The sequence below is a fragment of the Neorhizobium fuzhouense genome, assembly GCF_042611105.1.
Lineage (GTDB): Bacteria > Pseudomonadota > Alphaproteobacteria > Rhizobiales > Rhizobiaceae > Neorhizobium > Neorhizobium galegae_A.
The window spans coordinates 374,367-398,998 of the sequence record NZ_JBHFFP010000002.1 but is presented as its reverse complement, the minus strand read 5'-3'; the positions used below and the strand labels follow the sequence as shown (position 1 = coordinate 398,998).

At 62.8% G+C, this 24,632-nt stretch carries 24 protein-coding genes; 11 read left to right on the top strand and 13 right to left on the bottom strand.

Features of this window, described 5'->3' with window-relative positions; genetic code table 11:
* Positions 1 to 10: 10 nt before the first annotated feature.
* Positions 11 to 598 carry a HupE/UreJ family protein gene (locus ACEXP3_RS05685; protein ID WP_377296386.1) on the bottom strand — a complete coding sequence of 196 codons (588 nt, stop codon included), beginning with the start codon at positions 596 to 598 and terminating at the stop codon, positions 11 to 13.
* Between the two features lie 226 nt (positions 599 to 824).
* Here ACEXP3_RS05685 and ACEXP3_RS05680 point away from each other — a divergent pair, with 226 nt between their 5' ends.
* The 4 genes from ACEXP3_RS05680 (at position 825) to ACEXP3_RS05665 (ending at position 3,685) form a co-directional block, all read left to right on the top strand.
* A complete protein-coding gene (locus ACEXP3_RS05680) occupies positions 825 to 1,412 on the top strand; it encodes an ATP-dependent Clp protease proteolytic subunit (RefSeq protein WP_210104396.1) in 588 nt (195 codons plus the stop codon).
* 175 nt (positions 1,413 to 1,587) lie between these two features.
* On the top strand, positions 1,588 to 2,553 hold the full coding sequence (locus ACEXP3_RS05675; RefSeq protein WP_377296385.1) for an acetylxylan esterase: 966 nt from the start codon (positions 1,588 to 1,590) through the stop codon (positions 2,551 to 2,553).
* Positions 2,550 to 3,278 carry an esterase family protein gene (locus ACEXP3_RS05670; protein ID WP_377296384.1) on the top strand — a complete coding sequence of 243 codons (729 nt, stop codon included), beginning with the start codon at positions 2,550 to 2,552 and terminating at the stop codon, positions 3,276 to 3,278. The genes ACEXP3_RS05675 and ACEXP3_RS05670 overlap by 4 nt, the downstream gene beginning before the upstream one ends.
* Before the next feature lie 20 nt (positions 3,279 to 3,298).
* Positions 3,299 to 3,685 (top strand): cupin domain-containing protein, encoded by a 387-nt coding sequence (locus ACEXP3_RS05665; RefSeq protein ID WP_377296383.1) that lies wholly within the window; start codon positions 3,299 to 3,301, stop codon positions 3,683 to 3,685.
* A gap of 94 nt (positions 3,686 to 3,779) precedes the next feature.
* Here the strand turns inward: ACEXP3_RS05665 and ACEXP3_RS05660 are convergent, their stop codons facing one another.
* Positions 3,780 to 5,018 (bottom strand): saccharopine dehydrogenase family protein, encoded by a 1,239-nt coding sequence (locus tag ACEXP3_RS05660; protein ID WP_377296382.1) that lies wholly within the window; start codon positions 5,016 to 5,018, stop codon positions 3,780 to 3,782.
* Between the two features lie 39 nt (positions 5,019 to 5,057).
* Positions 5,058 to 6,155, bottom strand: a complete 1,098-nt coding sequence (locus ACEXP3_RS05655; RefSeq protein WP_377296381.1) for a carboxynorspermidine decarboxylase — start codon at positions 6,153 to 6,155, stop codon at positions 5,058 to 5,060.
* A 312-nt stretch (positions 6,156 to 6,467) separates the two neighbouring features.
* Between ACEXP3_RS05655 and ACEXP3_RS05650 the strand changes: the two genes are divergently transcribed.
* The 4 genes from ACEXP3_RS05650 to leuA all read left to right on the top strand — a co-directional run bounded on the left by ACEXP3_RS05650 (position 6,468) and on the right by leuA (position 10,227).
* A complete protein-coding gene (locus ACEXP3_RS05650) occupies positions 6,468 to 7,646 on the top strand; it encodes a benzoate/H(+) symporter BenE family transporter (RefSeq protein WP_377296380.1) in 1,179 nt (392 codons plus the stop codon).
* A 39-nt stretch (positions 7,647 to 7,685) separates the two neighbouring features.
* Positions 7,686 to 7,967, top strand: coding sequence for a BrnT family toxin (locus tag ACEXP3_RS05645; protein ID WP_377296378.1), 282 nt, complete (start codon positions 7,686 to 7,688; stop codon positions 7,965 to 7,967).
* A complete protein-coding gene (gene brnA, locus ACEXP3_RS05640) occupies positions 7,936 to 8,175 on the top strand; it encodes a type II toxin-antitoxin system BrnA family antitoxin (protein WP_377296377.1) in 240 nt (79 codons plus the stop codon). The genes ACEXP3_RS05645 and brnA overlap by 32 nt, the downstream gene beginning before the upstream one ends.
* Before the next feature lie 327 nt (positions 8,176 to 8,502).
* Positions 8,503 to 10,227: a 2-isopropylmalate synthase gene (gene leuA / locus ACEXP3_RS05635; protein WP_377296376.1), complete on the top strand. Its 1,725-nt coding sequence runs from the start codon at positions 8,503 to 8,505 to the stop codon at positions 10,225 to 10,227.
* Between the two features lie 91 nt (positions 10,228 to 10,318).
* On the opposite strand, the gene ACEXP3_RS05630 is transcribed toward leuA, so the two are convergent.
* On the bottom strand, positions 10,319 to 11,719 hold the full coding sequence (locus ACEXP3_RS05630) for an aminotransferase-like domain-containing protein (protein WP_377296375.1): 1,401 nt from the start codon (positions 11,717 to 11,719) through the stop codon (positions 10,319 to 10,321).
* Between the two features lie 159 nt (positions 11,720 to 11,878).
* Here ACEXP3_RS05630 and ACEXP3_RS05625 point away from each other — a divergent pair, with 159 nt between their 5' ends.
* Complete coding sequence (locus ACEXP3_RS05625) at positions 11,879 to 12,742, top strand: DMT family transporter (RefSeq protein ID WP_210104404.1); 864 nt, start codon at positions 11,879 to 11,881, stop codon at positions 12,740 to 12,742.
* A gap of 33 nt (positions 12,743 to 12,775) precedes the next feature.
* Here ACEXP3_RS05625 and ACEXP3_RS05620 read toward each other — a convergent pair whose 3' ends face one another.
* The 3 genes from ACEXP3_RS05620 to ACEXP3_RS05610 form a co-directional block, all read right to left on the bottom strand.
* A complete protein-coding gene (locus ACEXP3_RS05620; RefSeq protein ID WP_377296374.1) occupies positions 12,776 to 13,621 on the bottom strand; it encodes an anti-sigma factor family protein in 846 nt (281 codons plus the stop codon).
* A 3-nt stretch (positions 13,622 to 13,624) separates the two neighbouring features.
* Positions 13,625 to 14,107 carry a sigma factor-like helix-turn-helix DNA-binding protein gene (locus tag ACEXP3_RS05615; protein WP_377296373.1) on the bottom strand — a complete coding sequence of 161 codons (483 nt, stop codon included), beginning with the start codon at positions 14,105 to 14,107 and terminating at the stop codon, positions 13,625 to 13,627.
* Positions 14,108 to 14,191: 84 nt separating this feature from the next.
* The gene (locus ACEXP3_RS05610) at positions 14,192 to 15,145 is read right to left on the bottom strand and encodes a metallophosphoesterase family protein (protein ID WP_377296599.1); all 954 of its coding nucleotides are present in this window, start codon (positions 15,143 to 15,145) and stop codon (positions 14,192 to 14,194) included.
* Positions 15,146 to 15,204: 59 nt separating this feature from the next.
* Between ACEXP3_RS05610 and ACEXP3_RS05605 the strand changes: the two genes are divergently transcribed.
* A complete protein-coding gene (locus ACEXP3_RS05605) occupies positions 15,205 to 15,693 on the top strand; it encodes an NUDIX domain-containing protein (protein ID WP_377296371.1) in 489 nt (162 codons plus the stop codon).
* A gap of 23 nt (positions 15,694 to 15,716) precedes the next feature.
* Here the strand turns inward: ACEXP3_RS05605 and ACEXP3_RS05600 are convergent, their stop codons facing one another.
* Entirely contained in the window at positions 15,717 to 16,712 is a 996-nt protein-coding gene (locus tag ACEXP3_RS05600; protein WP_377296370.1) for a glutathione S-transferase family protein, read from the bottom strand.
* Positions 16,713 to 16,993: 281 nt separating this feature from the next.
* Between ACEXP3_RS05600 and ACEXP3_RS05595 the strand changes: the two genes are divergently transcribed.
* Complete coding sequence (locus ACEXP3_RS05595) at positions 16,994 to 17,527, top strand: GNAT family N-acetyltransferase (RefSeq protein ID WP_210104409.1); 534 nt, start codon at positions 16,994 to 16,996, stop codon at positions 17,525 to 17,527.
* A 5-nt stretch (positions 17,528 to 17,532) separates the two neighbouring features.
* On the opposite strand, the gene ACEXP3_RS05590 is transcribed toward ACEXP3_RS05595, so the two are convergent.
* From ACEXP3_RS05590 to ACEXP3_RS05570, 5 genes are all read right to left on the bottom strand, one after another.
* On the bottom strand, positions 17,533 to 18,264 hold the full coding sequence (locus ACEXP3_RS05590) for a class I SAM-dependent methyltransferase (protein ID WP_377296368.1): 732 nt from the start codon (positions 18,262 to 18,264) through the stop codon (positions 17,533 to 17,535).
* Entirely contained in the window at positions 18,251 to 18,700 is a 450-nt protein-coding gene (locus ACEXP3_RS05585; RefSeq protein ID WP_377296367.1) for a GNAT family N-acetyltransferase, read from the bottom strand. The genes ACEXP3_RS05590 and ACEXP3_RS05585 overlap by 14 nt, the downstream gene beginning before the upstream one ends.
* A gap of 95 nt (positions 18,701 to 18,795) precedes the next feature.
* On the bottom strand, positions 18,796 to 20,862 hold the full coding sequence (locus tag ACEXP3_RS05580) for a hypothetical protein (RefSeq protein ID WP_377296366.1): 2,067 nt from the start codon (positions 20,860 to 20,862) through the stop codon (positions 18,796 to 18,798).
* 12 nt (positions 20,863 to 20,874) lie between these two features.
* Positions 20,875 to 23,679, bottom strand: a complete 2,805-nt coding sequence (locus ACEXP3_RS05575) for a DUF4159 domain-containing protein (RefSeq protein ID WP_377296365.1) — start codon at positions 23,677 to 23,679, stop codon at positions 20,875 to 20,877.
* Complete coding sequence (locus tag ACEXP3_RS05570) at positions 23,679 to 24,593, bottom strand: DUF58 domain-containing protein (protein WP_377296364.1); 915 nt, start codon at positions 24,591 to 24,593, stop codon at positions 23,679 to 23,681. The genes ACEXP3_RS05575 and ACEXP3_RS05570 overlap by 1 nt, the downstream gene beginning before the upstream one ends.
* Between the last annotated feature and the right edge of the window lie 39 nt (positions 24,594 to 24,632).

The following is a 24,632-nucleotide window of genomic DNA, read 5'->3' as shown; positions in this document are numbered from 1 at the left end:
GTGGGGCTTTTCAGCCGAATGCCAGCGACAGGCCGGCAAGGGCCGTGAGGCCGCCGGCAATGCGCGTCAGCACCGGTGCGGCACGTCCGGTTGCAAGGCCGACAACAATGCCGGCCGCGTGCAGGAAGGCGGTGGCGATGACGAAGCCGACGCCGAATTTCCAGGCGCCTGCCGCACCCAGTTCCGCCCCATGCGCATGGCCATGGAACAGCGCAAAGACGGCGACGATGGCAGCCGAGATGGCGACCGGAAGACGCACGGCCATGGCCACCAGCAGTCCAAGGCCGATGACGGAGGCGAGAATGCCGGGCTCGACGAAGGGAAGCTGGACGCCGACGAGAGCAAGGGCAAAGCCGAGCGCCATGGTGGTGACAAAGGTGGCAGGCACGATGACAAGCGCTGCCCGGCGCCCCGGCACGGAAGCGATCTGCGCCGCCCACAGGCCAACCGCCACCATGGCCAGCACATGGTCTGCCCCAAACAGCGGATGCGACAGGCCGGCGGCAAAGGATCCATGCGCCAGCGGATCGAGATGGGCAAAGGCAGGTGCGGCGGCTGCCGCAAAAGCGGCGGCGGTCAGCATAAGACGTTTCAACATGACAAGTTCCCCTTGAATAATTTTGGCGGCGCCGACGGTGGGAGCCCGCCGCAACGCAATCGCGACAAGATTAGGCAGTGCCTAAAAATCTGTCCATCCGCAAAATGACGAAGACGGTATTCACCTTACGGCACGTTACGGCGCGCCTCCTCGCGAATGGCGCATTGTTTTGTGACGGCGAACGCATTATGTCCGGGGTTAGGAAATCCACACTGGAGACTGCTCGATGCTTGATGAGAACGACGACGACAAGACGAAGGAATTGGCGCTCGGCAAGGAAACGGAGGCGAACCTTTTCAAGTCGCGTTCGATCTTCATCTATGGCGGCATTACCCAGGAACTGGCGCAAAAAGTCTGCACCCAGCTCGTGGCGCTGGCAGCCGCCAGCGACGACGACATCCGAATCTACGTGAACTCGCCCGGCGGCCACGTGGAATCGGGCGATTCCATCCATGACATGATCAAGTTCATCAAGCCGAAGGTGTGGATCATCGGCACCGGCTGGGTCGCCTCCGCCGGCGCGCTGATCTACGTCTCGGTTCCGAAGGAACGCCGCATCTGCCTGCCCAACACGCGCTTCCTCCTGCACCAACCGTCCGGCGGCACCCGCGGCATGGCCTCCGATATCGAGATCCAGGCCCGCGAAATCATCAAGATGAACCAGCGCCTGATCAAGATCTTTGCAAAGGCCACCGGCCAGAGCGAAGACAAGATCGCCAAGGACATCGACCGCGACTACTGGCTATCGGCCGAAGATGCCGTTGGCTACGGTCTGGTGTCGAAGATCGTCGAAAGCCAGTCGGAAATCGGCTGAGCCTTTCGCAAACCCTGTTTGCCGTAGAATTAGGCCCGCCGGCATCAAGCCGGCGGGTTTTTCATGTCCGGGGCCTGAAGGGCAAACCGCCCGGGACGGAAAATTTCGGCGGCCTTTGTCAGTGCTCTTCGCTTTTGCCTTGTCTGCGCTGCCGTTTTTCGAAACAACCGCTTCCATGAGCATTCCGACAAAACACCCCTTCGCCTTCGATCCCACCTATGGCCTGTCGCTGGAGGCGCTGCTGGCGCTTCGCGCGCCGGAGGCGCCCACGGGGTTCGACGCCTTCTGGAGGCGGCGCTACAAGCGTGCGCTTGCCCTTGCGCCTGAACCGCAGCTGCGGCCAAGCCCGCTGTCGCATCCCGATTTTCGCGTCGAAGAGCTTTCCTACACCTCGACGGACGGCGTGCTGATCGGCGGCTGGCTGTTGACGCCGGCGCGCGAGAAGCCCCGCCGCGGCATTGTCGTCGGCCATGGCTATGGCGGGCGTGAGGCGCCGGATTTCGATTTTCCGGTGCGCGATGCGGTGCTTCTGTTTCCCTGCTTTCGCGGCCTGTCGAAAAGCCCGCATCCGCCGATTTCGCCGCAATCGCACTGGCATGTGCTGCACAATATCGACGATCCGGACAAATACGTCATCGGCGGCTGTGTCGAGGATCTGTGGATTGCGGTCTCTACGCTTGCCGCCCTTCACCCGGAAGTGGCCGGCCGCATCGGCTATAGCGGCATCAGCTTTGGCGGCGGCATCGGCGCGCTCGCCATTCCCTTCGATCTGCGGATCGACCGTGGCTTTCTGGAAGTGCCGACCTTCGGCAACCGGCCGCTCTGGCTGACCCTGCCGACGAATGGCAGTGGCGCTGCCGTGCAGATTTACCGCAAGCGGCATCCGCAGGTGGATGAGGTGCTGCGGTTCTTCGATGCCGCAACCGCCGCCACCCGCATCGAGGCCCCCATGCTGGTGGCGGCCGCGCGCTTTGATCCGTCCGTCGCTCCGCCCTGTCAGTTCACCATCGCCAACGCGCTGCCGCCATCAAAGTTTAATGAAACTTTCATTCTCGATGCCGGGCATTTCGATTATCCTGGGTCTGCAGCGCAACATGCGCAATTATCGCAGAAGATCCGGCGGTTTTTCGGGGTGCCATGAACAGGGAATATCTGCGCTGGTACAGTCAACGGCTCCACAGAGACATGGAGCTTCTCATTTTCGGCCATGCCGGCGCAAAAGTTCTGATGTTCCCGACCCGCGAGGGCCGGTTTTTCGAATATGAACAGCTGGGCGTGGTGGAGAGCCTTGGCGACAAGGTGAGGGCAGGGCAGCTTCAACTCTTCTGCATTGAGGGGCTGGCGAGCGAAAGTTTCTACGATGGCAACCGCCCGCCCGCCGAACGCATCCGCCGCCACGCCGCCTTTGAAGACTATGTGCTGAACGAGGTTCTGCCGCTGATGGCGGCGAAAAACCCGCATGACTGCACGATTGTGCAGGGCTGCAGCCTCGGCGCCTATCAGGCGATGAGCCTTGCGCTTCGCCACCCGCATCTCTTCCGCAAGCTTGTGGCCTTTTCCGGCCGCTATGACCTGACGCTGAAGGTGGATAGCTTCGGTGACCTCATGGATGGCTATTACGATGACGAGGTCTATTTCCGCACGCCGACGCATTTCTTGCCGGGCCTTGAGAGCGACTGGCGCCTGGAGCGTCTGCGCCAGATGGAGATCGTGCTCACCATCGGCGAGACCGACCCCTTCCTCGACAACAATTTTCACTTGAGCCGCCTGCTGGCCGAAAAAGGCATCGACCACCGCCTCCACCTCTGGACCGGCCGCGCCCACCGCGGGAGTGCGTGGCGCAGGATGGCACCGCTTTATATTTGAGGAGCAAGGAGACAGAAGCAATGAAATGCCTGCGAATCTATGCCACTGAAAATGGCGAATCGCGCTTTGGTGAGATCGAATTGCCGACGACACAGCGGTCAGTCCATCCCGATGCCGTGCCGTTTGACGTTACAGCCAGTTATCCCGCATCCCGTGTCCGCTTCACCCATATTCCCGCTGGGATGCGCGAAGTCACCTGGCACACTGTACCGGAGCCAGTGCTGACGGTTAGGCTGGACGGATCGGTGGAATACGAGACGAGTGACGGCGAAGTGCGGCACGTACAGGCAGGCAGCTTTGTGTTGGTGGAGGACACGCAAGGCAAGGGCCATCTGTCACGCCATTCCCCGGAGGCGCAGACGGTTATCTGGATTTCGCTTCCGAATGGGCTTGAAGTGCCGGTGTGATGCTTTCTGCGTAGCGCCACCCACCAAGCAGAAAACCCCGCCAGATCGCTCCAGCGGGGTCTCCAATCTTTCAATCTTCAAGCGTCAATCGCTCTCAGAACTCCACAGCCCGATCGCCATCCTCGTCCTGAATGCGCGTCGGCAGGCCGATCTTGTTGAGCAGGTTGATGAAGGGCTTAGGCGGCAGTTCTTCGACGTTGGCCATCTTCTTCACGTCCCATTCGCCCGTGGCAACCAGCATCGCCGCAGCAACCGGCGGGACACCCGCTGTGTAGGAAATGCCCTGGCTTCCCACTTCGTTGTAAGCTTCCTTGTGGTCGGCGACGTTGTAGAGGAAGACGGTCTTTTCCTTGCCGTCCTTGAAACCCTTCACGTAGTCGCCGATGCAGGTCTTGCCTTCGTAGTTGGGGGCAAGCGATGCCGGGTCAGGCAGGCAGGCTTTGACCACCTTGAGCGGCACGACTTCGGAACCGTCGGCAAGCTTGACCGGCTGTTCGGAGAGAAGGCCGATCGACTTCAGGACGGTGAAGACGTTGATGTAGTGATCGCCAAAGCCCATCCAGAAGCGCACGTCGGCGCCTTCCATGTTTTTCGCCAGCGAATGCACTTCGTCATGGCCGCAGAGATAGGCGCGGCGCGTGCCGACGACCGGCAGGTCATAGTCCTTGCCGATCTCGAACATCTTGTTGACCTTCCATTCGCCGCCCTGCCAGGAATAGACGACGCCGGTGAACTCGCGGAAATTGATTTCCGGGTCGAAGTTGGTGGCGAAGTATTTGCCGTGGCTGCCGGCATTGATGTCGACGATGTCGACGTCCGTCACCTTGTCAAGATATTCGTCCTTGGCGAGCTTGGCATAGGCATTGACCACGCCCGGATCGAATCCGGCGCCGAGAATGGCGGTGATGCCTTTTTCAGCGCATTCTTCCGCACGCTTCCACTCGTAGTTGCCATACCACGGCGGGGTTTCGCAGATCTTGTTCGGCTCTTCGTGGATAGCGGTGTCGATATAGGCCACACCGGTGTCCATGCAGGCGCGCAGCACCGACATGTTCAAAAAGGCGGTGCCGACATTGATGACGATCTCGGTGCCCAGCTTCTTGATCAGCGCCTTGGTGGCTTCAATGTCCAGCGCATCGAGCGCATGGGCTTCAAGAACGCCCGCCTGCTTCATCGCCTTCTTCTCGTGAACCGAGGCGATGATCGCGTCGCACTTCGCCTTGGTGCGCGAGGCGATATGGATATCGCCCAGCACGTCGTTGTTCTGCGCACATTTGTGAGCAACCACCTGGGCGACGCCACCGGCGCCGATGATGAGAACGTTCTTTTTCATGATGAGGACTAACTCCTTCGTGTCCAATCGTCAGAAGCCTTAGGAAAGGCTGTGTTCGTAGTCCGTGTAGTCAAACTCACGGACCGTCCTGATGCTGCCATCCAGTTCACGGATGGCGATTGACGGCATTTGCACGCCGTTAAACCAGTTCTTCTTGACCATGGTATAACCGGCGGCGTCCTGGATCGAGATCCGGTCGCCGACCTGAAGGTCATGGTCGAAATTGAATTCACCAAAGATATCGCCGGCAAGGCAGGACTTGCCGCAGATCATGATGCGGTGCGGCCCCTCGTTCGGGCTCATCTTGGCGCTCTCGCGGTAGATGAGGAGGTCGAGCATGTGCGCCTCCACCGAGCTGTCGACGATGGCGAGCTTCTTGCCGTTAAAGAGCGTGTCGAGGACGGACACTTCAAGCGTCGTGGACTTCGTGATCGAGGCCTCGCCCGGCTCCAGATAGACCTGTACGCCATATTCGCCCGCAAAGCGCTTCAGCCGTTCGGCAAATTTTTCGAGCGGATATTCCTCGCCGGTGAAATGAATGCCGCCGCCAAGGCTTACCCATTCGGCTTTTTTGAGAAGCGGCGCGAATTTTGTCTCGATCTCACCCAGCATGCGGTCGAACAGATCAAAATCGCCGTTTTCGCAATTGTTGTGGATCATGAAGCCGGAGACGAGATCCATCACCGGTTCGACCGTCTTCACATCCCATTCGCCAAGCCGAGAGAAGGGGCGGGCTGGATCGGCAAGATCAAACGAGGAGGACGAGACGCCGGGATTGAGCCGCAGGCCGCGCGTGATGCCGGAGGCCTTGTCGGCATAGCGGGTCAGCTGGCCGACAGAGTTGAAGATGATCTTGTCGGCATGCGAAATCACCTCGTCGATCTCGTAATCGGCATAGGCGACGGAATAGGCATGCGTCTCCTTGCCGAAACGCTCGTGGCCGAGGCGCACTTCGTTGAGCGATGAGGACGTGGTGCCATCCATGTAATCGCGCATGAAATCGAATACGCCCCAGGTGGCAAAGCACTTCAATGCCAACAGCGCCTTTGCGCCGGAAAGTTCGCGCAGGGTCGCGATCTTCTCCATGTTGCGCAGAAGTTTCGACTTGTCGATCAGATAATAGGGCGTCTGGATCACGGGCTGTTCCTCACGCTGCATAAAAACCAAGGCCCGCGAGGTAGGGAAAAGCGTTGTCATAGGCAAGCGCCAAGGGGAAATCTCTGCCACAATTTGACGTTTTTCCGGAAAAATGCGGAAAACTGGATGGCCGCAACGGACCGCATTCATGTGGGGCGGCGCCAAAGGTGGCGCAGGCTTGCGAGCCGAAAGCGAGGCATGGCGCCTGTTTTAAGGTCCGGCAGGCCGGTCGCGGCTGCCTTTCGGCTTGCCAAGCCGGCACGGTTCTGGTTCTGCAGACAGGTTCTTGCCGCCGCTATCCGGGTTTCCAGCATGCTGAAAGATTTTTCCATCCAGGCCTTCATCATGGGTCTGCTCGTGGCCTTTGTCGGCTTTGTCAGTTCCTTTGCCGTCATCATGCAGGGGCTCACGGCCATGGGGGCGCGGCCGGAAGAGGTGGCTTCGGCGCTTCTGGCGCTGTCGCTGCTGATGGGTCTGCTCGGCATCATCCTGCCGATCTGGAAGCGCATGCCGATCAGCATTGCCTGGTCGACGCCGGGCGCCGCACTTCTCACCAGCATCGGCGTCATCGAGGGCGGCTTTCCGGCGGCGGTCGGGGCCTTTGTCATGGCGGCCGGCCTCATCGTGCTGGCCGGACTGTTTTCGCCGCTCGGCAAGGCGGTGCGGATGATCCCGGCGCCGCTTGCCAATGCCATGCTCGCCGGCATTCTGGTCAATCTCTGCCTCGCGCCGGTGAAGGCGATTGCGTTCAACCCCGTCCTTGGCCTGCCTATCGTCGCGACCTGGATGATCGTCGTCATCTGGAAGCGCCTCTGGGCGGTGCCGGCGGCCCTTCTCGCCTTCGTCGCCGTTCTCGTCTTCGGGGTCGATCTGCCGCCGGATGTGTTTGCGCGGTTGGGCGGCGCCATCCACCCGGACCTCATCCTCGTGCCCCCGGTCTTTGGCCTGCATGCCTTCATCTCGGTTGCCGTGCCGCTGTTCATCGTCACCATGGCCTCGCAGAACATTCCGGGCATCGCCATCCTGAAGGTCAATGGCTATCAGCCGGCGCCGAGCCATCTGTTCGTATCCACCGGCCTGTTTTCCGCGGCCGCAGCCCTGTTCGGTGCGGTGCCCGTCAATCTTGCGGCAATCACGGCCGCGATGTGCGCGGGCGAAGAATCGCATGCCGATCCGAAGCGCCGCTACTGGTCGGCGCTGATCGGCGGTGTCGGCTATATTTTGCTCGGCCTTCTGGCCTCTGCCATCATCGCCTTCGTCGCGCTGTCGCCGCCGATCCTGTTGCAGGCGGTGGCGGGCCTTGCGCTCATCGGCGCCTTTTCCAATTCGGCGCAGGCGGCCTTTCGTGATGCCGAAACCCGCGAAGCTTCCGCCATCACCTTCCTTGTCACAGCATCCGGCCTTGCGTTTGCCGGCGTCTCCGGCGCCTTCTGGGGACTGATTGCCGGGGCGGTCATGCTGGGGCTGAAGCGGGTGGCGACGAAGGGCTGAGGTGCTGGAAATCCGGCGGCGCTAGTGTTATTTTAGCTCATGGACTTTGAGTTTGACCCGGCCAAAAGCAAGAGCAACAAGGACAAGCATGGTGTCGATTTCGTCGATGCGCAGGCTCTCTGGAAGGACAAACTCAGGCTTGTTATCAAGGCAAGGCATGTCAACGAGCCGCGATATGCTTTAATCGCCGAAATGCATGGGCGATTATGGCTTGCCGTCTACGTGCTGCGCGATGAAACGGTCCGTTTGATTTCCGTCAGGCGGGCACGAGCCATGGAGAAAGAACGCTATGAAGACTATAACCGCAGCCGAATTCGATAAGAAGTTCGATGACGGAGAGGATATCTCGGAGTATCTCGATTGGGAGAATGCTTGGCGTCCCAATGAGCAGATCGAGACCAGCTTGCGTCTGTCAGCATTGCAATTGCGGCAGTTAGACGCTGAAGCCACTCGACTGGGTGTGACGCGTGAAGCTCTTGTCGCTGTATGGATCGGCGAGAAGCTGAAAGGCGCGCCCTGGCCCCAATAACCCCCTTGCGCTGCATTCTCTCTCGCGTTATCTCTCGGCTCATGAAGATTTCGGGCGAAACCATTTCTGCTTCATACGCTGCGGGCCGCATGGCTGACCGCGCGTCGTCGTTCGCCCTAAACTCGCTTCTTCTCCTCGGCCTTATCCGCGGTTGCCGGGTCCGTTGAGGAGCGCCCGGCGGCCGTAAGCGCCCGTCGGCAGAAAGCTCCTCGCAGAAAATCCTCGATTTGAGACCAAAAGCCTCTGAGGAGGCCTTGATCCACCGTCACGGCGCTGTAACAGCCTTGGGCCACAAGCGCCGACGCTGGACGCGAAGGAGAAGAGACCATGGATGCCAAGATTTCCGCTGCCACAGACACCGCTCCCGGCAAGAAGGGCATGCCCGATGCCGCCCGCAAGTATCGGGCCTATCCCACCATCAACATTCCGGATCGCACCTGGCCGTCCAAAGTGATCGACAAGGCGCCGATCTGGTGCTCGGTCGATCTGCGCGACGGCAACCAGTCGCTGGTCAACCCGATGGGGCATGACCGCAAGGCGCGCATGTTCAAGCTGCTGCTCGACATGGGCTTCAAGGAAATCGAGATCGGCTTCCCGTCTGCCTCGCAGACCGATTTCGACTTTGCCCGCTGGTGCGTGGAGGAGGGGGGCGTGCCGGAGGATGTTTCCCTGCAGGTGCTGGTGCAGTGCCGTCCCGAGCTGATCACCCGCACGTTTGAATCGCTCGAAGGCGCGCACAAGCCGATCATCCACTTCTACAATTCCACGTCAGAACTGCAGCGCCGCTTGGTGTTTGCCAAGGATGTGCCGGGCATCAAGCAGATTGCCGTCGATGCGGCCAAGATGATCATGGACATGTCGCAGAAGGCTGGTGGCGGTTATCGCTTCGAATATTCGCCGGAAAGCTTTACCGGCACGGAACTCGAGGTGGCGCTGGAGATCTGCAATGCGGTGATTGCCGAAGTGAAGCCGACGGCCGAGAACAAGCTGATCCTCAACCTGCCGTCCACCGTGGAAATGGCGACGCCGAACATCTATGCCGATCAGATCGAATGGATGTGTCGCAACATCGACAACCGCGAGAACGTCATCATTTCGCTGCATCCGCACAATGACCGCGGCACCGGTATCGCCGCCACCGAACTCGGCCTGATGGCGGGTGCGGATCGAGTGGAAGGCACGCTGTTCGGCAATGGCGAGCGCACCGGCAATGTCGATGTGGTGACGCTGGCGCTCAACATGTTCACGCAAGGCGTCGATCCCGAACTGGACTGCACGGACATCGAGCGCATCAAGGCCGTCTATGAATATTCCAACGAGATGGTCATCCCCGAGCGCCATCCGTATGTCGGCGAACTGGTCTACACGGCCTTTTCCGGCTCGCACCAGGATGCTATCAACAAGGGCATGAAGGCGATCAAGACGGCCAATTCTCCGGTCTGGGAAGTGCCCTATCTGCCGATCGATCCGCAGGATGTGGGCCGCACCTATGAGGCGATCATCCGCATCAACTCGCAGTCCGGCAAGGGCGGCATCGCCTATATCCTCTCTCAGGATTACGGCATCAACCTGCCGCGCAACCTGCAGGTGGAATTCCGCGAGGAGATCCAGCGCATCACCGACGAAGAGGGTGTGGAGCTGCCGTCCAAGCGCATCCACGAGCACTTCCTCAAGCATTATGTCGAGCAGCCGGAAGGCCGCATCAAGTTCGTCGATCACCAGACCTATCCGGCCGGCATGGAGCACAAGGGCGTGCGCGTCGTTTCCGCCGAGATCACCGACAATGGCGAGGTCAAGCGTATCGAGGGCAAGGGAACCGGCCCGATCGATGGTTTCATCAATGCCCTGTCGGCCTATCTCGGCATTGACCTGTCGGTTGCCGATTACTCCGAGCATTCGCTGCAGCATGGATCGAACGCGTCTGCCATTGCCTATGTCGAGGTGGAGCATCCCGGCGGCAAGCTGTTCGGCGTCGGCATCAATACGAACATCGTGGCAGCCTCGCTGGAAGCCATCGTCTCTGCGGCAAACCGGGTGATCGCCAGCCGCTGACCGGTCCCGGCTTTTCACGTCTACAGAACGTCCGGTGCGCAAGCCCGGGCGTTTTGCGTTGCCGAGGTACCCGCCTCATTGAAAGAGGCCTTCAGCAATTCTGCTGCAACGCCTCTGCCAGCACCTCATCGATGCGCGGGTCGTGCATCTGCGCCACGTTGAACCGCATCCTGTTGTCCGCCGTCTGGCCGAGGCTGAATACATTGCCAGGCGCCAGAACCACGCCGGATGCCAGTGCCTTTTGCGCAAGGCTTGCGGACCCCGCGCCATCCGGCAGGCGACACCAGAGGTAAAAGCCGCCGCGCGGGACAAGGACCGGTTCGATGCCGAGGCGGGCGAGGCGGGTCGTCACATCGCGACGGGCATGGGAAAGCTTGCGGCGCAGGTCTTCCATGTGTTTGCGGTAGCTGCCGCCGGACAGGATATGGGCGATGATTTCTGCCGAAACCGGGCTCGGGCCACCGAAATTGGTGGCGACCTGCAGGTCTGCCAGTCCGTCGATCCAGTCGGGGCGGGCAAAGACATAGCCGCAGCGGATGGACGCCGAGAGCGTCTTTGAAAAACTGCCGATGCGGATCACCTGTTTCAAGCCGTCGAGTGCGGCAAGCGTGGCGCCGGCCTCCGGCTGGAAATCGCCGAAGATATCGTCTTCGATGATCGTGACATTGTGCTGGCCGGCCATGTTCAGCACGCGATGGGCCGTTTGCGGGGATAAGGTCGCACCGGTCGGGTTGTGCAGTCCGGAATTGGTGATGTAGAGGCGCGGCTTTTCTGCAGACAGTACCGCCTCGAAGGCGGCGAGATCCGGTCCGCCGTCGGTCATCGGCACGCCGACGATGCGCAGTTGATGCGCCTGCAGAAGGGCCCGGAAGTTGAAATAGCAGGGATCGTCGATCAGCACCGTATCGCCGGGGCGCAGGAGGAAGCGGCAGACCAGATCCAGCGCCTGCGTGCCGGTTGCCGTGAGCAACACCTGGTCCGGACCCGCGGCAATCCCCTGATCGGCAAGCCGCGCCAGGAGCAGGCGGCGCAGGCTTGGTGAGCCGCGCGTCTCTGCGTAATCGACAAGAACGGCAGGATCGGTTCGGGCAAGATGGCGCATGGCGCGCGAAATGGCCTCCTGCGGCATCCAGTCGGCGGGAAGCCAGCCACAGCCGGGTTTCAGCACGCCCTCTGCTGCATCGAGCGACTGGCGCGACACCCAGAACGGATCGACCGCGCGGGCCTGCGGCGTGTCCGCCCGGGCAAGGGAGAGTGGTGGCGTGGTGTTTTCCGCCACGAAAAACCCCGCGCCCCGCCGCGCCCGGATCAGCCCTTCAGCCACCAGCCGGTCATAGGCCTCCACCACGGTGGTGGCCGATACCTTCATCGTCTCGGCCAGCGCCCGCACCGAGGGCAGGCGATCACCCGCCACGAGCGCACGGCTGTCGATCCGCGTACGGATGGAACTCATCACGTCGCCTGTGCGTGTGCCGGCGGCATTGCGGGTCATGGATCGCTCATCTGTATTGATTTTGTTGCCAGTACAGTTTGATCGAATTGTATTCCTCTGTTGCTGTCTCTGGCAAGCAGCCCGGCGTAAAGCGGCCGGGGCAGGTGTCGACGGTCGAGCCGCACCATCGTGCCCGCAAGAGCAGACAAGCGAGGGACAATGAAAGCGTCAGTGGATGGATGGATGTGCGGCCTGGCCGGCGTGGTGATTTTTAGCGGATCGCTTCCGGCGACGCGTGTGGCCGTGGCGGATCTTTCGCCGCTGTTTCTCACATCGGCCCGTGCTGTGATTGCCGCCGTGCTTGGCGCTATTCTGCTCAAGGGCCTGCGCGAAGCGCGCCCGGCGCGTGCCGATCTCCTGTCGCTTGCCGTGATCGCCGCTGGCGTCGTGGTCGGCTTTCCCCTGTTGACGGCGCTTGCGCTCAAAACCATCACCTCGGCCCATTCGATCGTCTTCATCGGTCTCCTACCGCTGGCCACTGCGCTCTTTGGCGTGCTGCGCGGGGGCGAACGGCCAAAGCCGCTGTTCTGGCTGTTTTCCGGGCTGGGCAGCGCTGCCGTTGCGGGCTTTGCCCTCACAACCGGTGGTGCGGGCACTGTCTCCGGCGATCTTCTGATGCTGGCCGCCATCCTTGTCTGCGGGCTCGGCTATGCGGAAGGGGCGCGCCTGTCGCGCCGTCTCGGCGGCTGGCAGGTCATTTCCTGGGCGCTCGTCCTGGCGCTGCCGCCGATGCTGGTCATTTCGCTCGCAAGCCTTCCGGCCGACTGGTCGGCGGTCGGTGCCGCAGCTTGGGCAGGCCTTGCCTATGTCTCGGTGTTCAGCATGCTGATCGGCTTTATCTTCTGGTACCGGGGACTGGCGCTCGGCGGTATCGCGGCCGTTGGCCAGTTGCAGCTTCTGCAGCCGTTTTTCGGCCTGCTTCTCGCCGGCCTTCTGCTGCATGAGCCGGTAAGCCCGCTGATGCTGGTCGTGACACTCGGCGTCGTGCTGTGCGTGGCGGGCGCAAGGCGCTTTGCGAGGTAGGATCGCAAGGCAGGCGCGGCCGGACGCGCCGGATCACATGATGCCCGCGATCCTCGCGGCCAGCGTGTCGAGGTCGGCATCGGAGGAGGGGCCGGTCAGCACATAGCTCGCCTGCAGGCCCTGCCAGGTAACGAGGCCAATGTCGTCGCGGATCGTCTGGCGCAGCGGCGGTGCATCGGTTTGCGGCTCGTTCGGCGTGATCAGCTTGGTGAAGGAGATGGCAATCACCTCGCCATCGCTGTTGCGGTAGACGAGCTGGCCGACCGGGCGTCCGCCGGCGGAAAACAGGCGGGCGCCGACGAAATCGAGTTTTTCAGCCGCAAGGTTTGGAATGCGGAAGGAGACGCCGGTCGTTGCCATCAGCCAGTCAACGATATGGGCTGATTCGGTGGCAGGCACTTCCACCAGATGCCGGGTCTGGCGGGAATAGAGCCGGTAATAGGAGGCAACGTCGTCCAGCCAGGCGCGCACCGGGTCTCCCGCCAGTTCCGCATAGGTCACCATCTGCGGGCGCCCGGCCACAAGATATCCGGCCGCGGTGCCAAGCCCGAACATCAGGAAGGATGCGGCGCAGACGAGGCTGAACGAGGGGCGCAGCGTCCAGCGCGGCCGCTGTTCCTCGGGCAGGCGCACGGCGCGTCGCGGCGGCGTGGCGGTCTTGATGGAGCGCACGAGGTCCAGCGATACCGGCTCCTTCAGCATGGCCTTGAAGGCAAGGCGCGCCTCGTCATCGGCCGCGCGCAGCGTATCGAACAACGCCCGCGCCTGCGGATCGGCGCCCAGCAGCGCTTCCAGTTCAAGCCGCTCCGGCTCGCTCAATTCGTTGTCGAGAAGCGCGCTGATGCGCATGTCGAGCGGCGCATGTCGAAGATTTTCCATCAATCAGGCCCTGCGTTCGCTGGCATGGGTTTTCTGGGCGGAAAGCTCGCGGCGGGCAAGCAGCATGCGCACGGCAACCGCGTCCGGCGTGATCCCCATGACGGTGGCAGCCTGGGCATAGCTCAAGCCCTCGACCGCGCAGAGCAGGAACACCGGTGCACTAGTGAAGGGCAGGCCGTCAAGGGCCGCATGACAGGAAGACCCTGCGCCCGACCGTGTGCTCTGGGGCAAGGTGTCGGTATCGCCAAAATCCTTCGCAAGCGCGCCGGCAGCCCACAGCGTGCGCATCAGCATGAAGACCCAGTGGTCCAGCCGCTGGTCTTCGCGCCGCAGGTGCGATTTGTCCACCGCCTCCTCGCAGGCGCGCACCACCAGCTGGTCGATGCCGGCTGGGTGTCTGGTGAGCGCCATGGCAAAGCGGCGGATCTGCGGGAGAAAGCCCACGAGGTCGCGCCTGATATCCGTCTGTCGGGTTTTATCGCTCATGAAAACCGCTGGCCTGACTGCTGGATGGAATGGTCTTTCATTCGGTAACGGGAAGAAACCAGATCTGGCTTTCCCCAGGCTGTCTCAGAATTGTGCCTCAATTGCGGGAGGTTCGGCAAGATCGGGTGGATTTCCGTAGAAAACATGGCGTTTTTCGAGCGCGATGGCATCGGCGGCCGCGGTCAGGCCGTAGCGATCGCAGGAGAGGTTCCAGGCACCCGGTTCGCCCGACAGCGAGAAGAGGTTGTAGGCGGCCGGCGGCTTGTGCCCGCCGGGTCCCTGCGAGGCGGACGCGATGCCCACCACCGGCACCTGGCCGTGATGGGTTTTCAGCTGATAGACGGTGTTGAGATGGGTATGGCCATGCAGCACGAGCTCGGCTCCGCCGACCGACAGCGCGGCGGCAAAGCGACGAATGCCGATCATGCGCTTGTGGGAGGGGGCAGCCCCGCGGATCGGCGGATGATGGATCATCACGACGCGAAACAGGCCTTCGTCCTTTGCCCGGTTCAGCAGGTTTGCCGTTTCGCGCGCCTGGCGGGCGCTGAAAAAGCCGCCGGCGGAAAACGGCAGTGTTGCGTTGGAGGTGGAGCAGCCGATGATGGCGAGCGGCCCGCGCCGACGATAGGTCGGAAACACATGCTCCTCGTCCGGCCAGTCCTCCGGCGCGCCATCGCCGGAGATGAAGGGATACCATTCGCGCACGGATCGATCATGGGCGCCGGGCACATAGGCATCGTGATTGCCGGGCACCACCGTCGTCTCCAGCGGCTCGCCGATGCTGCGCAGCCACTCGCCTGCAAGCCGGATTTCGATCGACGTCGCAAGATTGACCAGATCGCCGGTGATCATCAGGTGGTCGGGCTGTTTCAGCCGCATGTCGGACAGCAGCAGATCCAGTGTGTTGACCAGAAGATGCTTGCGGCGGTTGCGATGCCAGTTCACAAAGCCGGTGATGCGTTTCGATGCCAGTTCACGCAGGGTCAGGCGCGGAAGCGGTCCCAGATGAATGTCGGAGATATGCGCAAACTTGAACATGGGTCGAGACATAGAGCCATGCACCCCTTCGGGCAAGGCATGGCGGCAGGAAGGTTGCAATGAACGGTAACGGCATTCCGGAAATTTCAGGCCTCACAACACGGGCCATGGTCTTTCTGATGCACAAGGTCTTTGCCGTGACGCGCAGTATGACACTGGGCGTGCGCGCGGCCTGCTTTGACGAAGAGGGGCGGATTTTTCTCGTCCGTCACTCCTATGTGCCCGGTTGGTACATGCCGGGCGGCGGCGTCGAGCGCGGCGAAACCGTGCCGGCAGCGCTTGCCAAGGAATTGCGCGAGGAGGGCAATCTGGTCATTCTCGCAGAGCCAGAGCTTTTCCACGTCTACCAGAACCAGGGCGCAAGCGCGCGCGACCATGTGGTGTTCTACCGGGTCAAGGTGCGCCAGACGGCGCCGCGTCCGCCCGACCGGGAAATCGTCGAATGCGGTTTCTTCGCGCTCGATGCGCTGCCCGACAAGGTGACGACGGCCACGCTCGCGCGGCTTCGCGAACTGAATGGCGAGGTGCAGAAGGCGGACATCTGGTAGAGGTCCGCCTTCGCGTTTTGCAATCAGGCCGCAGGACCGAGCGCTTCACGCCCATGCGGACGATCAAGGTCCAGCACCGGTCCGAGCGGCACGATCCCGGTCGGGTTGATCGTCGCGTGGCTGCCGTAATAGTGCCTCTTGATGTGAGAGAAATTCACTGTCTCGCGCACGCCCTCATGCTGGTAGAGGTCGCGCAGATAGTCCGACAGGTTCGGATAATCGGCGATACGGGACAGATTGCACTTGAAGTGGCCGACATAGACCGCATCAAAGCGCACCAGCGTGGTGAACAGCCGGATATCGGCCTCCGTCAGCCGATTGCCGACGAGATAACGTTGGCCCGACAGCCGGTTTTCCAGCTCGTCCAGCATTGCAAACAGGGCTTTGACCGCGTCCTCATAGGCATCCTGCGAGGTGGCGAAGCCGGCCTTGTAGACGCCGTTGTTGACGGTGTCGTAGACTTTTGCGTTCAAGGCGTTGATCTCGTCGCGCAACGGCTGCGGATAGAAATCGTCCGTCGAGCCGGTCAGGCCGTCAAAGGCGCTGTTCATCATGCGGATGATATCGGCAGATTCGTTGGAGACGATGGTCTGTTCGACCGTGTCGAAGAGGACGGGGACGGTGACGCGGCCGGAATAATGCGGGTCGGCCTTCAGGTAGACCTCAAAGAGCGCATCCGAGCCGAAGAGGGGGTCGGAGGTTGCGGCCTCATCGTCCTGCGGGCGGAATTCCCAACCCTTCGAGAGCATCAGCGGGTGGACGACGGAGACGGAAATCAGCGCCTCCAGCTTTTTCAACCGGCGAAAGATCAGCGTGCGGTGCGCCCAGGGACAGGCAAGCGAGACATAGAGGTGGTAGCGCCCGGCCTCTGCCTTGAAACCGGCCTTGCCGGTTTCGCCGGCGCTGCCATCGGCGGTCACCCAGTTGCGAAACTGCGATTGCGAGCGCTGGAATTTGCCGCCTGTCGATTTCGTATCATACCACACGTCCTGCCAGACGCCGTCCACGAGCATGCCCATTGATGTTTCCTTCCAATGTGTTGATCCGTCCGCCACACGGTTTTGTTGCATTCTGGCAGCCGGTGCATGAAAATGCGAGGGCCTGCAGGGTGACACTGTGTTCTCGTGCGAGCTTTTCCGTGGACGCCCCCGGAAAATGCTGGTAATGGGGATCAACCCACGAGGAAAATCGATCTGATGATCACGGTCCGGACACTTCGACGACGCTGAAAAGCCTGCACTGCGCTTGCGAGCGCTGCCGCTCTTCCTTTGTCCTGTCCGATATCCGGTTTTAGCTGATCATGAACAAGCATGACCTCGTCTACCTCACTGAAGACGCCTCCCACGATGCCATCATCGACCTGATCAATGCCGAGGCCTTCGGCCCCGGCCGGTTCACCAAGGCGGCCGCGCGCATTCGCGAACAGGGGCCGCATGACCGGTCGCTGTCGTTCATCTGCGCCGACGATGGCGAAACCATCGGATCCGTGCGGATGACGGCGGTAAAAGCCGGTGATGTCGATGCCCATCTGCTCGGGCCGCTTGCGGTGCGGCCCTCGCACAAGAACCGCGGCATCGGGCGCGAACTGGTGCGCATTGCCATCGAAGCGGCACGGCGCAAGGGATCGCAGGCGGTGATTCTTGTCGGGGATCCGCCCTATTACATGCCGCTCGGTTTCGAAAAGGTTTCCTACGGTGCGCTCACCTTTCCCGGCCCCGTCGATCCCGGCCGCGTGCTGGTCGTGCCGATGGCGGATGACGTGCATCCGCGCCTGAAGGGTGTGATCGCCTGGCAGGACTGGCAGCCGATGGCGCTTGCGGCCGCTGCCGAATAGGCGTTTCACGCCCCCGGCTTTGTCCATTCCATCAGATGCGCATAGGGCACGCGGTTATAGGCCTCGCGTGCCTCTGCCGGCCCGCCGATCGCCGGTGGTTCGGCAAATGACACCAGTTGCAGCCCGGCGGCAAGCAGCAGCGACATGTAACGGCTCATCGGCCGGTGGTAGTTGAGAATGCGGATGCCGCGCCATTCCTGCCAGTCGGCATGGTCTTCCAGATAGCGGTCCACTTTCACATAGAGCTTGTGGCCTTTGCCGTCGCGCACCCAGGCGGCCCCGCCGCAGGCGGTGATGAAGGGGTTGAGATTGGCAATCAGGAGCGTGCCGCCCGCCGCCGTCACGCGCGCCATTTCCGCAATGGCCGTCTCGATATCGGCGATGTCGATCAGCGTAAAATAGCTGACGACGAGATCAAAGCTGCCATCCGGGAAGGGCAGGGCCTCGGCCATGGCCTGACGGTAATCGCCTCCCGGGTCGCGCAGTCTCGCTGTTTCAAGAAGCGGCAATGTCGGATCGATGCCGACCACCTCGGCGATACCGTGATGCGCCTTCAGGCGCCGGCAGAAGCGACCCTCACCGCAGCCGACGTCGAGCGCGCGGGAAAAGGTGCGGCCTTCGAGCAACCTATCGATGGCCGGATCAAGCACGAATTGCCGGTTGAAATCGCCGTCATGGCCCTGGGATGTCGTCCAGGCAGCGGCTGATTGGGACCAGCCATTGTCATCCACGCTCATGGCTTTCCTCCTTGCAGTCGAAACGCTTGCAGAGCCAGGTAATCGAATGTCCGCCCTCCAGATACTGCAGTTCACCCAGCGGTCTGTAACCGGCCTTCACGTAGGCGCTGCGGGCAACCGGGTTCATCGTGTCGATATAGGCGCCGACGCAGCCGCGCGCGCGGGCTTCATCTTCGGCAAGTGAAAGCAGTGTCGCGGCAAGGCCTTCGCCGCGGCGGTGTTCGGGAATGAACAGAAGTTGCACGTAAAGCCAGCCGCGGCCGGTATGACCCGTAAGCCCTCCCTCTGCCTCTCCCGCATCGTTGCGCAGGAGCACGGCAAGATCGCGCCGGTCGCTCTCGCCAAAACGGGCAATATTGTAGGCAACCAGCGGGTCACGCACTGCCTTTTCGTCTTCGGGCGTCAGGCGGTCGGTGACGGTCAGCATCTGCGGCATGAGAAACCTCGCCTTTCTGGATGGGGAGGTTGGCAATTACCATAGCCGCCAGGGCGATCAAACCCCGGCTTGGTTGTCCCTTATGGTGACCAGCCCTATCGCCCCTCGCGCCACCAGAGCGCCGATACTGCCAGAAGCAGGGCGGCAAGACCGGCAAATCCGGCAAACAGCGGCGTCGTGTCGATGCCGCGCAGCACGGTTTCATCGGTGAGGCGGATCACCATCCGGTCCGGATCGTTGATGCGCACCGTGCCGCGCACCGGCAGGATGCCGGGAAGGCTGACGCCCGAACCGTTCTCCACGCGCGCCACCAGTCCGCGCGTCGCCTGGGCATAGGGGGCAAGCGTCGCAGTGGTGGAAATCATCGCCTTGAATTCCGGCGCGTCGACGGTTCCGATATGCACAAGCGTCGAAAACGTGCCATTTGTAACCTCGAAAAGGCCCGTTTCGTCCATGCGCTTGTCGATGCGGTAAAGACCGGGGCCGGCGGTGGTGAATGGCACGCTTTCAGTGCGGCCGGACGGGTATTTGATCGTGGCGGGGCCCGGATCGTCGCCGATGGTCTGGCGGGTTGCCTCCAGCGTGCGCCCGAGTGCGCGCGCAGTCAGGGCCTCTTCCTCCAGTTCCGGTTCCTTCATCAGCCAGTGGGCGATGCGCCGGTAGAGCGCCACATGCGGGCCGCCGCCCTCGAAGCCGCGCGCCCAGAGCCAGCCCTGATCGGAGAGCAGCATGGCCACGCGCCCTTCTCCCTGCCGGTTGAGCACGAGGAGCGGTCGGTTGTCATCGCCCTGCATCACGGTTTCGCCCTGCGGCTGCGTCACGTCGATGGTGCGGAACCAGCGGCCCCAGGCCGGCGGTTCGGCGCTTGCGCCATCAAGGCCGCGGGTGACGGGGTGTTTCTTGCCAAGCTCCGAGAGGCGCGGGAAAAAGGCGGCACTGTGAACCTCACCGGTCGGTGCTGCCGGCAGCACCGTGGACAGCGGCGTCGAGGCAATGGAATCGGGGCCGGCATGTTCGGGGCCGGCGGCAATCAGCAGCGCGCCGCCCTTTTCCACATATTGCGCGATGTAATCGTAATAGAGGATCGGCAGCACGTTGCGGTGCTGGTAGCGGTCGAAGATGATCAGGTCAAAATCGTTGATCTTTTCAACGAACAGCTCGCGCGTCGGAAAGGCGATGAGCGACAGCTCGTTGATCGGCGTGCCGTCCTGCTTTTCCGGCGGACGCAGAATGGTGAAATGCACGAGATCGACCGAGGCGTCGGATTTCAAGAGATTGCGCCAGGCCCGTTCGCCGGCATGCGGCTCGCCGGACACCAGCAGCACGCGCAGGTTCTGGCGGATGCCGTCGATCACATGGACGGCGCGATTGTTGGCGGTGGTCACTTCGCCGGGAAGTTCGGCGACGGAGAACTCCATGACATTGTTGCCGCCGCGCGGCACGGTGAAGCGGAAGGGAATGGGCGTGCCGGGGGTGGCCTGAAGCGTGGCGATGACCTCGCCGTTCATGCGCACCGTCACCGGCGCGGTCCCGCTTTGCGTGCGCCCGTCATCGAAGACGCGCAGCGTCATGTCCTGTTCTTCGCCGACAATGCCGAAGCGCGGCGCACGCACTACTTCCACCCGCCGGTCGAATTCATCGGCGCGGCCGGTGATCAGGCCGTGGATCGGGGCATTGAAGCCGAGATCGGCGTTCGGCCCCGGCAGGTCATGGATCTGGCCATCGGTGAGGAAGACGGCTGCTCCGATGCGCGCCGGTGGCACGTCGGAAATGGCCGAGGAGAGGGCGGTGAAGAGCCGCGTCGAAGGCGTGTCGGAAGTTTCGTCATCCTTCACCTCGACGATGCGCGTCTCGATCTGCGGGAAGCGCGAGAAGCGGTCGCGCAACTGGGCAAGGGAGGCATCGGTTTGCGCCCGGCGCTGCGGCGTATCCTGGCTCTGCGACCGGTCGACCAGCACGGGGACGACGGTCGAAAGCGGCTGGCGGTCTTCTTGCGTCAGCGTCGGATTGGTGAGCGCAAGAAGGAGGGCCGCAAGGGCCAGGCCGCGCAGCAGCGATCCGCGCAGTCCCCGCCAGAGCGAGATCGCCACGAGGAGGGCGGCGAGCACGGCGAGTGCTGCAAGGGCCGGCGATGGCAGGAAGGGAGCAAATTCGAGATTCATGGAAAGCGCCTCCTACTGGCCCAGCCGTTCGAGGAGTGCCGGCACATGCACCTGATCTGCCTTATAGTTGCCGGTCAGCATATACATCATGATGTTGACGCCGGCGCGGTAGGCATATTCGCGCTGCATGTCGTCCGGCGGCACGGTCGGCAGAACCGGTGCCCCATTGGCGTCGATTGCCCAGGCGCCGGCAAAATCATTGCCGGTGATCAGAAGCGGCGTCACGCCATCGCCGGAAGACGAGATCTGGCTGCCGGAATTGCGCGCATCCTGACGCGCCTCCACCCAGAGCGGGCTTCCCGAATAGCGGCCGGGAAAATTCGTCAGCAGATAGAAGGCGCGCGTCAGCACATGGTTTTCCGGCGTCGGCTCAAGCGGCGGAATGTCGATATTGGCCAAGATTTCCTGCAGCCGCTGTCCGTTGGCACTTGTGCCACCCTCCAGCGAGGTGAACTGATCGCGCGTGTCGAACAGAACCGTGCCGCCATTGCGCATATAGGCGTCGATGCGCGAAATCGCCGCCGCCGTCGGCATCGGGGCGGTCGCCGAGATCGGCCAGTAGATGATCGGGTAGAAGGACAGCTCGTCCTTCGTGATGTCGAGGCCGACCGGATCGCCAGGCTCGAGCGTCGTGCGATAGGTGAGGAACTGGCTCAACCCTTCGAGCCCCTGCTCGGAAATGCGATCGACATCGGCTTCCCCGGTAATCACATAGGCAAGGTGGGTCGTGTCCAGCCGCTCCAGCGCCTGCGCATCGCCGGGTTTTGCGTCCTGCGCCCGGCTTTCGGTCTGAAGACCGGCCAGCGGGAGGAGGGCGAGCAGCAGGGCAGCAGTGATGCCGCGTCCGGCTTTCGCAGGGCGTGAAAATCCGCCGTTGATGACAAGCACGATCAGGCCATCGATGAGGAGAAGCAGGAAAGCCAGCGTGAAGAGGGCAGGGCGCAGCGACACCGCTTCTCGGCCGATCAGGCTGTCGCGGGTCATCGTCAGGCCTTCTGCAGAGAGCGAGACCGGATCGAGCCGTGTGCCGGCCGGCAGCAGGTTGACGGCGGTAAAACCGTCTTCCGAACCGTAGAGGCCGGGCGGATGGTCAAGGCTTGCCACCGGCATCTGCCCGGCAGCCACGGTGATCGGCTTTGCCGCTCCGGTCTCGGCCGTCAAAATGCCCGCGGCGGTCAGCAGGCGGTAAGGGGGAAGTGCCACGCCCGCCTCGCTGCCGCGGGTGGCGGTCTGTGCCCCGCCAGCGCGGGCCGTCTGCACCAGACGGCGCAGCATTTCGACGAAATTGCCCGATAGCGGCAGGTTGGACCAGGTCGCCTCGGCGCTCACATGGAAGAGCACGATGCGGCCGGCTTCCACCTGGCGGGTCGTGACCAGCGGCGTGCCATCGGCGAGGCTTGCCCAGGTGCGCTCGGCCAGATCCGGCGTCGGTTCGGCGAGAACCTGACGGTTCACCCGCACGTCTTCGGCGCGCGGCATGCCGGCAAAGGGACCGAAGGTTGGAAAGTCCGCCAGCGGCTGCGGCTCGGCCCAGGAGAGCGCGCCACCGAGTGCCCGTTCGCCGCGGCGCAGGATCACCGGCACCAGCGGGTCGTCGGTGGGGGCTGCGGCAAGCCGGGGGCCGGCAAAGCGGATCAGCAGGCCGCCGCGGGCAATCCACTGCTGCAGCGGCGCATAGGTATCGGCCGGCAGGCGACCGATATCGGCCATGATGATGGCAGAGGGGTTGCCGGCCAGGATCTCCGGCAGTGCCGCCGACAGATCGGCGCCACGCGGCTCGATGATATCGGCATAGGGCTGCAGTGCGCGGCTAATATAGTAGAGCGGCAGAAGCAGCGGCTGCAGGTCATTGCCGCCGTCGCCGGACAAAAGCGCCACGCGGCGGCGCTTAAAGCCGTCGTCCAGAAGGTGCGTGGCGCCGGCCGTCGCCTTGTTTTCAATCGTGATGCGGGCAAAGTCGTTGCGCAGCTCGAAGGGCGCAGACAGGGCGGCACTTGCGGTCGCAGCCCCTGCCGCAAAGTCGATGTCGGTCGTGGCAAGCGAACGGCCCTGCTGGTCAAGCGCATTTATGCGATAGCGCGCCGGGGCGTCGCGAGTCAGGCGGGCGGCGGTAACGGCCATGGCATTTGCGGTGTTGCTGACATCGGTCAGTGCCACGGCCCCCTCGCCATCGCCTTCGATCAGCCGGACGTCTGCGGGCGACAGGCTTGAAATATCGGCCATCATGTCGCCGTCTTCTGGCGTCGAAACCCCATCGGCGAGGAACGCGACGGTGCCGGGACGGGTGCCGTTCAGCGCCTCCACCACCGCTTCGGCAGCACTTGCGCGCAAGGGAACCTGCGGTCGGGGCTGGGCGGCGGCGAGCTTTTCGCGGGCAGCGGCGGCACTTCCCGGCACGGCATCATGGGTCGCATCGGCGGTCAGGACGATCGAGACCGGCAGATCCGCCCGTTCGGCATCGCCGATCAGCATGTCGGCGGTTTCCACCCGCCTTTGCCAGTCGCCTGCCGTCGACCAGCTGTTGTCGATCAAGAGCACGAGCGGCCCCTGGCTGGACAGGGTGCCACTGCGCGGATTGAGCACCGGATCGGCAATCGCGAAAATGATGGCAGCCGCCATCAGCATGCGCAGGAGCGTCAGCCACCACGGGCTTTTCGAGGGTGTTTCCTCGCGCTTGAGAACGGTGGCGAGAATGGCGAGCGGCGGAAACACTTCCTGCTTCGGACGCGGCGGCGTCAGCCGCAGCAGCCACCAGATGGCCGGCAGAACGATGAGCGCAGACAGGATGACCGGTGTTGCAAAGGCAAAGGACCCCATCAGCGCGCTCCTGCAAGGCGCGGCGGGTTGCCGGAGAGATAGCCGTGCACCGCGGCCAGTGCCTCCGATGCCAAGTGATCGGTGCGGTGGAAGACGAAACTCCAGCCAAGCCGGCGCAGCGACTGGCCAAGATATTCCCGCCGCGCCAGATAGGCCCGCTGGTAATCCTCGCGCAGCATTTCGGCGCGGCCCGAGACAAGCCTCTCGCCGGTTTCCGGATCGGTGAATTCGGTGCGCCCGCTATAGGGAAAGGTCTCTTCGGCCGGATCAGCGATTTCCACCACATGGCCGCGCAGGTTGCGGCGCGACAAAGGGGTGATGCGCTCCATGATGCGGTCGGCATCATCGAGAAAATCGCCGATCAGCACGATGTCGCTGGCGCCGCGGATCATGCCCGTATCCGGCAGTCCTTCGGCAAGCGGTGCATGCATGATGGCGGTTGCCAGCCGCTCGGCGGCGTTGCGGGCCGACACCGGCTCCATCACGCCGGGGCATCCGATGCGCTCTCCCGACCGGGCGAGGATTTCCGCAAGCGCCAGCATCAGCACCAGCGCCCGGCTTTCCTTGGAAACCGTGCCGAGCGTCGACTTGTACATCATCGATGGCGACATGTCGGCCCAGAGCCAGACGGTGTGGGCAGCCTCCCATTCCAGATCGCGCACATAGGTATGGTCGTCGCGAGCGGAGCGGCGCCAGTCGATGCGCGCCAGGCTCTCGCCCTCGCTATAGGGGCGGAACTGCCAGAAATTTTCGCCGATGCCGCGCTTGCGCCGGCCGTGCCAGCCGGCAATCACCGTGTTGGCGATGCGGCGGGCTTCGACCATGCAATCCGGAACGAGGGCCGCGCGTTGTCTTGCGCGGGCAAGCACGTCATTGCCTGGGGTCTGCGGAACGATCTGGCCTATGGATGCCACGCCTGCTGATTACCTTGCTTGCGGCCACTGACGTGGCTC

What these genes read in the sequence shown, in the direction of transcription:
- ACEXP3_RS05685 (WP_377296386.1), bottom strand. Translation starts at nt 598, where the DNA reads ATGTTGAAACGTCTTATGCTGACCGCCGCCGCTTTTGCGGCAGCCGCC.
- ACEXP3_RS05680 (WP_210104396.1), top strand. Translation starts at nt 825, where the DNA reads ATGCTTGATGAGAACGACGACGACAAGACGAAGGAATTGGCGCTCGGC.
- ACEXP3_RS05675 (WP_377296385.1), top strand. Translation starts at nt 1,588, where the DNA reads ATGAGCATTCCGACAAAACACCCCTTCGCCTTCGATCCCACCTATGGC.
- ACEXP3_RS05670 (WP_377296384.1), top strand. Translation starts at nt 2,550, where the DNA reads ATGAACAGGGAATATCTGCGCTGGTACAGTCAACGGCTCCACAGAGAC.
- ACEXP3_RS05665 (WP_377296383.1), top strand. Translation starts at nt 3,299, where the DNA reads ATGAAATGCCTGCGAATCTATGCCACTGAAAATGGCGAATCGCGCTTT.
- ACEXP3_RS05660 (WP_377296382.1), bottom strand. Translation starts at nt 5,018, where the DNA reads ATGAAAAAGAACGTTCTCATCATCGGCGCCGGTGGCGTCGCCCAGGTG.
- ACEXP3_RS05650 (WP_377296380.1), top strand. Translation starts at nt 6,468, where the DNA reads ATGCTGAAAGATTTTTCCATCCAGGCCTTCATCATGGGTCTGCTCGTG.
- ACEXP3_RS05645 (WP_377296378.1), top strand. Translation starts at nt 7,686, where the DNA reads ATGGACTTTGAGTTTGACCCGGCCAAAAGCAAGAGCAACAAGGACAAG.
- brnA (WP_377296377.1), top strand. Translation starts at nt 7,936, where the DNA reads ATGAAGACTATAACCGCAGCCGAATTCGATAAGAAGTTCGATGACGGA.
- leuA (WP_377296376.1), top strand. Translation starts at nt 8,503, where the DNA reads ATGGATGCCAAGATTTCCGCTGCCACAGACACCGCTCCCGGCAAGAAG.
- ACEXP3_RS05630 (WP_377296375.1), bottom strand. Translation starts at nt 11,719, where the DNA reads ATGACCCGCAATGCCGCCGGCACACGCACAGGCGACGTGATGAGTTCC.
- ACEXP3_RS05625 (WP_210104404.1), top strand. Translation starts at nt 11,879, where the DNA reads ATGAAAGCGTCAGTGGATGGATGGATGTGCGGCCTGGCCGGCGTGGTG.
- ACEXP3_RS05620 (WP_377296374.1), bottom strand. Translation starts at nt 13,621, where the DNA reads ATGGAAAATCTTCGACATGCGCCGCTCGACATGCGCATCAGCGCGCTT.
- ACEXP3_RS05615 (WP_377296373.1), bottom strand. Translation starts at nt 14,107, where the DNA reads ATGAGCGATAAAACCCGACAGACGGATATCAGGCGCGACCTCGTGGGC.
- ACEXP3_RS05610 (WP_377296599.1), bottom strand. Translation starts at nt 15,145, where the DNA reads ATGTTCAAGTTTGCGCATATCTCCGACATTCATCTGGGACCGCTTCCG.
- ACEXP3_RS05605 (WP_377296371.1), top strand. Translation starts at nt 15,205, where the DNA reads ATGAACGGTAACGGCATTCCGGAAATTTCAGGCCTCACAACACGGGCC.
- ACEXP3_RS05600 (WP_377296370.1), bottom strand. Translation starts at nt 16,712, where the DNA reads ATGGGCATGCTCGTGGACGGCGTCTGGCAGGACGTGTGGTATGATACG.
- ACEXP3_RS05595 (WP_210104409.1), top strand. Translation starts at nt 16,994, where the DNA reads ATGAACAAGCATGACCTCGTCTACCTCACTGAAGACGCCTCCCACGAT.
- ACEXP3_RS05590 (WP_377296368.1), bottom strand. Translation starts at nt 18,264, where the DNA reads ATGAGCGTGGATGACAATGGCTGGTCCCAATCAGCCGCTGCCTGGACG.
- ACEXP3_RS05585 (WP_377296367.1), bottom strand. Translation starts at nt 18,700, where the DNA reads ATGCCGCAGATGCTGACCGTCACCGACCGCCTGACGCCCGAAGACGAA.
- ACEXP3_RS05580 (WP_377296366.1), bottom strand. Translation starts at nt 20,862, where the DNA reads ATGAATCTCGAATTTGCTCCCTTCCTGCCATCGCCGGCCCTTGCAGCA.
- ACEXP3_RS05575 (WP_377296365.1), bottom strand. Translation starts at nt 23,679, where the DNA reads ATGGGGTCCTTTGCCTTTGCAACACCGGTCATCCTGTCTGCGCTCATC.